Source organism: Mycobacterium sp. (assembly GCF_049673265.1).
Lineage (GTDB): Bacteria > Actinomycetota > Actinomycetes > Mycobacteriales > Mycobacteriaceae > Mycobacterium.
In genome coordinates, this window is record NZ_JBATXN010000679.1 from 1 (window position 1) to 6,253 (window position 6,253).

3 protein-coding genes and 1 pseudogene are annotated in these 6,253 nt (G+C 61.6%); 3 read left to right on the top strand and 1 reads right to left on the bottom strand.

The window, feature by feature from the left end; genetic code table 11:
• A pseudogene (gene kgd / locus WBF82_RS23055) lies at positions 1–1,451 on the top strand (multifunctional oxoglutarate decarboxylase/oxoglutarate dehydrogenase thiamine pyrophosphate-binding subunit/dihydrolipoyllysine-residue succinyltransferase subunit); the annotation flags it as partial.
• A gap of 43 nt (positions 1,452–1,494) precedes the next feature.
• Here kgd and WBF82_RS23060 read toward each other — a convergent pair.
• Entirely contained in the window at positions 1,495–4,473 is a 2,979-nt protein-coding gene (locus WBF82_RS23060) for an RND family transporter (protein WP_424385250.1), read from the bottom strand.
• Between the two features lie 507 nt (positions 4,474–4,980).
• Between WBF82_RS23060 and WBF82_RS23065 the strand changes: the two genes are divergently transcribed.
• Positions 4,981–5,802, top strand: coding sequence for a phthiotriol/phenolphthiotriol dimycocerosates methyltransferase (locus tag WBF82_RS23065; protein WP_424385251.1), 822 nt, complete (start codon positions 4,981–4,983; stop codon positions 5,800–5,802).
• 59 nt (positions 5,803–5,861) lie between these two features.
• Positions 5,862–6,253 (top strand): cytochrome P450 (locus WBF82_RS23070; protein ID WP_424385252.1); only part of this gene is annotated, 392 nt, incomplete at its 3' end.

The window sequence follows — 6,253 nt, forward strand, 5'->3', positions numbered from 1 at the left end:
GCGGGCACAACGAGGGCGACGACCCGTCGATGACCAACCCCGCGATGTACGACGTCGTCGACATCAAGCGCGGCGTCCGCAAGAGCTACACCGAAGCCCTGATCGGTCGTGGCGACATCTCGATGAAAGAGGCCGAGGACGCGCTGCGCGATTACCAGGGCCAACTGGAGCGGGTTTTCAACGATGTCCGCGAACTGGAGAAGCACGGTGTACAACCGAGCGCATCGGTGGAGTCCAACCAGATGCTCGCCGCCGGGCTCGACACCGCCGTGGACAAGGCGTTGCTGGCCCGCATCGGCGACGCATTCCTAGCCCTCCCAGACGGCTTCACCGCGCATCCGCGTGTTACCCCGGTGCTGGAGAAGCGGCGGGAGATGGCCTACGAGGGCAAAATCGACTGGGCGTTCGGCGAACTGTTGGCGTTGGGTTCGCTGGTGGCCGAAGGCAAGTTGGTGCGGCTATCCGGACAAGACACCCGCCGTGGCACATTCTCCCAGCGCCATTCGGTGATCATCGATCGGCATAGCGGCGAAGAGTTCACACCGTTGCGGCTGTTGACCACCGACCGCGACGGCAACCCGACCGGCGGCAAGTTCATGGTCTACGACTCGCCGCTGTCGGAGTATGCGGCCGTCGGCTTCGAGTACGGCTACACCGTTGGCAATCCGGACGCACTGGTGTTGTGGGAAGGCCAGTTTGGCGATTTCGTCAACGGTGCGCAATCGATTATCGACGAGTTCATCAGCTCCGGCGAGGCGAAGTGGGGGCAGCTGTCCAGTGTGGTGCTGCTGCTGCCGCACGGCCATGAAGGCCAGGGCCCCGACCACACCTCCGGCCGCATCGAACGTTTCCTGCAGTTGTGGGCGGAGGGTTCGATGACGATCGCGATGCCATCGACTCCGGCCAACTATTTCCACTTGCTGCGTCGGCACGCTCTCGACGGTGTGCAGCGCCCGTTGATCGTGTTCACGCCAAAGTCCATGCTGCGCAACAAGTCCGCGGTGAGCGACATCCGAGATTTCACCGAGGACAAGTTCCACTCGGTGCTTGAGGAGCCCACCTACGCCGAAGGCATCGGCGATCGCAACAAGGCAACCCGCATGCTGCTGACCAGCGGGAAGATCTACTACGAGCTGGCGGCCCGCAAGGCCAAGGACAACCGGGACGACATCGCGATCGTGCGCATCGAACAGCTCGCCCCGCTGCCGCGCACACGACTGCGCGAAATGCTCGACCACTACGCAGGCGTCGGCGAATACTTCTGGGTGCAGGAAGAGCCAGCCAACCAGGGCGCGTGGCCCCGCTTTGGCTTGGAGCTGCCCGAGCTGTTCCCAGAGAACCTGACTGGGATCAAACGCATTTCGCGCCGTGCCATGTCAGCGCCGTCGTCGGGCTCGTCGAAGGTGCACGCCGTCGAGCAGCAGGAGATCCTCGACTTGGCGTTCCGCTGAGCTACTGAACCCCCTGTCGCGCAGTCAACTGCGCGCCACCTGGTTATTGGTGGTAGGCGTGTCGATGTCCGTGGTTCGAACCGTTGCCGTTCGCCACGCCGCTACCGTTGCCGTTCGCCACGCCGTTGCCGTTGGCGACTGTTGCGGGGACAGCAATTTCGGCAGTGTCCTCGCTATCGATGTGATAGCCGGCACTAGCCGGGCGTGAGTACAGGTGCCAAACGTTCATAGGCCACCAGAACCAACGTCCCAGCATCGCGGCAACGGATGGCGTCATGAACGAGCGAACGATCAAGGTGTCGAACAACAGACCAAGACCGATGGTCATACCAACTTGGCCGACTGCGCGGTTATCGCTGACGATCATGGACGCCATTGTGAAGGCGAAGACCAGACCGGCGGCGGTCACGACCTTGCCGGTGCCGCCCATCGCACGGATGATGCCCGTCTTCAGCCCGGCGCCGATCTCTTCTTTGAACCGTGCGACAAGCAGCAGGTTGTAGTCAGACCCCACTGCCAAAAGGATGATCACCGACATCACCATCACGAGCCACTGCAAGGGTACACCGATCAGGTACTGCCAGACCAACACCGATAGCCCGAACGAGGCGCCCAGCGAAAGCGCTACTGTCCCAACGATTACCAAAGCGGCAACAAGACTTCGCGTGATGATCAACATGATGATGAAAATCATGCACAGCGAGGAAATACCCGCGATCAAGAAGTCGTAGTGCGACGCCTCTTTCAAGTCCTTGAAGACCGCAGCGGTGCCGGAAATGTAGATCTTGGAGTCCTCCAGCGCCGTGCCCTTGAGCGATTCGTAGGCGGCGGTCCGTATCCTTTCGATGCGTGCCATGCCCTCGTCGGTCGCGGGGTCTCCCTTGTGCGAAATAACGAAGCGCGCAGCCTTGCCGTCCGGTGACAAAAACAGCTTCATCACGCGCTGGAAGTCCGGGTTGTCGAAGGCCTCGCGCGGCAGGTAGAAGGAGTCGTCTGTCTTGGCCGCGTCGAAGTCCTTGCCCATCGCGGTGACGTCATTGCTGAGGTTGTCGACCTGGTCGAGCATCCCGGTCATCGTGCTGTGCAGTGTCAGCACCATGGTCCGCACGCTTCGCATCGTGGCGATCTGTGGTGGCAGCAGGGCGGCCAGTTGCGGCATCACCGCATCGGCGCTATTCAAATCCCTATCCAGGTCGCCGAACTTCTCGGTGAGTTTGTCTACACCGTCTAACGCGTCGTACATGTTCCTGATCGCCCAGCAGACTGGGATGTTGTAGCAGTGCGGCTCTGCGTAGAAATAACTACGGACCGGTCTGAACGCGTCGTCGAAATCGGCGATTTCGTCGCGCACGTTGTTGGCGATGGCCAACGTGTCTTTCGCGGTGCCGGCCGCGTGGTGACCGGTTCCGACGAGTTGCTGCATCAGCGTGTTCATACGCTCCATCGCCGAGATGGTCCCGCCGAGTTGGTCGGCCAACGTCACCATGTCTTTCATCCGCGTTTTGGCGAATTGCAGATTTTCTACCTGCCCCGCATTTTGCATGCTCAGCAGAAATGGAATAGACGTGTGCTCAAGGGGTGTGCCCTGGGGACGGGTGATGCTCTGTACCCGGGCGACTCCTTCGACTCGGAAAATCCCCTTGGCGAGCTTGTCCAAGACGAGGAAGTCGGCCGAATTGCGCATGTCGTGGTCGGACTCGACCATCAACATTTCCGGCATCATGCGCGCCTGCGAGAAGTGCCGCTCAGCGGCCGCCATGCCGGCGTTGCCCGGCATGGTCTTGGGCACGTAGTCCCGATCTTTGTAACTCACCTTGTACCCGGGAAGTGCCAGCAGCCCGACCAGGGCGACCGCGCACGTCGCGACGAAGATCGGCGCCGGCCAGCGCACGACTGCAGCGCCCACCCGTCGCCAGCCGCGCACGTTGAACGCTCGCTTGGGATCCAGAAGACCAAACCGACTCGCCACTGTCAGAACCGCGGGAACCAAGGTGAGTGCGACCGCGACGGCGACAATCATGCCCACTGCGCACGGGGCGCCCATGGTTTGGAAAACCGGCAATCGGGCGAAGCTGAGGCAATACGTCGCGCCGGCGATCGTCAAACCTGACGCCAAAACTACCGGAGCAACACCGCGATAAGCGGTGTAGTACGCCTGTTCCCGACTTTCGCCGGCCTGACGCGCTTCGTGATACCGCCCGATGAAGAAAATCCCGTAGTCCGTTCCCGCTGCGATCGCGAGAGATACCAGGATGTTGATGGCAAAAGTGGAAAGCCTGATGACGTCGTGATAGCTCAGGAAGGCGACGATTCCGCGAGCCGCCGCCAACTCGATCCCCACCATGGCCAACAACAGAACGACGGTAGTGATCGAGCGGTACACAAAAAGCAACATGATGAAGATCACCGCGACGGTTGTCACCATGATCTTCACGACCGTTTTGTCGCCGCTCTGGTTCGCGTCCGCTGTCAGCGCAGCGGGACCGGTGACGTAGGCCTTTACCCCGGTCGGCGCGGGAGTGCGTTCCACGATCTTTCGAACCGCATCGACAGAGTGGGCGGACTCCGTTTCGCCTTGGTTACCGGCAAGATTCAGCTGAACGTAGGCGGCCTTGCCGTCGGCGCTTTGCGCGCCGGCGGCCGTGAGCGGATCCCCCCAGAAATCCTGGATGTGCTGTACATGCCTGGCGTCAGCCCGAAGCTGACTGATCAGGGCGTCATAGTATTGGTGCGCTGCCGCGCCGAGGGGTTGGTCACTCTCCAAGACGATCATCGCCATGCTGTCGGAGTCGGATTCCTTGAACGCCTTGCCGATGCGCGCCATCGCCTTTACCGACGACGCGTCGTTGGCGTTCAGTGATACTTCCCGCTCTTTCGCGACCTCTTCCAGCGCGGGGACGCCGACACTCACCAACAGGGTGATCGCCAACCAGCCGAGGATGATTGGCACCGCCAATTTACGGACCGGACCCGCTGCCGGTGATCGTTTGATGCGCTCGTGGGCGCCGTGATGGGTGCTCATGTGCAGTCATCCAGCCGATGCATGTAGGTCTTCATGTGTCTCTCCGACGCGAGGCCGACCCGGATCGAAGACACGGTGGATCCCCCACTTCCGATCACCGTCAATACACCCGGCGGTCGCTCTACCCGCCTCAGCACATCAATGATCGGCATCCCCTTTACCCGTCCCGAACGCGAGCGGCGCCTCGATACGAGCGCGACCAGTATGCGATGAGTAAACCATGATGGGGCCACCACGTGTCAGGTTCTATTAGTGCATTGTCCAAGAATCAGCCGTCCCTCGCAATTGGAGGGTTTACCTGCGCATATTCCGATGCGCCGCAGGCCCAATTCGCCTTGTTTGCGGCTTTTGAGTAGTCGACTGATCAGCGAACACCGTTGGCGCGAAGGACATCTCGCGGCCACGGGAGCTTCCGGTGGATAGGCCAGCCTATAGCTCGAACGGACCCAGCCCGGCAGGTTGAGCCAGCATGCAGAGTGGCCCTGCCGCTCATGTCATACTGCCCCGATGGTTTCCACCACCAACCGGCTGATCTTCAATCCGTTGACGTATCGCGTCATCACAAATCCATCGATTTACAACTTCCTTTTCACCTCATCCCCCGCGAAACGGTTCGCGAGACAAACTCGCTGGATCAGCGATGATGACTGGTTGTTCCTTAACTTCTGCTACGACGACCCGTCCATGGGCCTGCAGCTCGATGAATCCGACGAACACAACCGGTACTCGATCCAGCTCTACCACCGCACCGCGACCCAGGTTGACCTCGCGGGCAAAAAGGTGCTGGAAGTCAGTTGTGGCCACGGTGGCGGCGCCTCGTATCTCGTGCGCACCCAGCACCCCGCCTCCTACACCGGGCTCGACCTGAACGCGGACGGCGTCGCGTTCTGCAAGAAACGGCACCACCTGGCCGGCCTGGATTTCGTCGAGGGCAACGCATTGGACCTACCGTTCCCCGACGGCTCGTTCGACGCGGTGCTCAACGTCGAAGCCTCGCACCTCTACCCCGACGTGCCGCGCTTTCTGGCCGAAGCGGCCCGCGTCCTGACTCCGGGTGGGCATTTTCTGTACGCCGATTTCCGGCGGCGTCGCGACTTGGCCGAGTGGGACGCGCAGCTGGCCAACGCCCCGCTGCGGTTGGTGTCGAAGGACGTCATCGACAAGCAGGTGCTGCGCGGGATGGAGAAAGACCGGCCGCACAAGCACGATCTCACCAGCCGCCACGGTGGCGTAGCCCGCTTTGCCAGCGATATGACCGACTGGGCATTCTGCCGCGCGGTGGAAAACGGGGAGTTCTCCTACCGCGTGTACTGCTTCGCCAAGGACTAACGTCTCGTTCTGCCTGCACAGGGTAAATTCGGGGAACCTGGCACGGAGAGGGGGACGACATGGCAACGGCGACAACTGAGCCGGTACGGCTGCCGCCGGGACCGCGGCTACCCAAGACCATCCAGGGCCTCGCGTTGTTGACCGCGCTGTGCGAAGTGATCCCCGTGCTTGGCAAGCGCTACGGCAGCGAATGCACCATCAATCTGCCGATCTTCGGAAAGACGGTGGTGGTCAGCGACGCAGCCCTGGTTAAAGAGGTCTTCTCGGCGAGCGGCGACCTTCTCGAGCGCCCGACCAACCTCGGCGAGGTATTCGGTCCCGGGTCGACGTTCCTCCTCAACGGCGAGGAGCACCTCGAGCGCCGACGAGTGATACTTCCGGTGTTTCACGGCAAGCGGGTGGACGCCTATGAGCACATCATCGAAGAAGAGGTGCTGCGCGAAACCGCGAA

What these genes read in the sequence shown, in the direction of transcription:
- WBF82_RS23060 (WP_424385250.1), bottom strand. Translation starts at nt 4,473, where the DNA reads ATGAGCACCCATCACGGCGCCCACGAGCGCATCAAACGATCACCGGCA.
- WBF82_RS23065 (WP_424385251.1), top strand. Translation starts at nt 4,981, where the DNA reads ATGGTTTCCACCACCAACCGGCTGATCTTCAATCCGTTGACGTATCGC.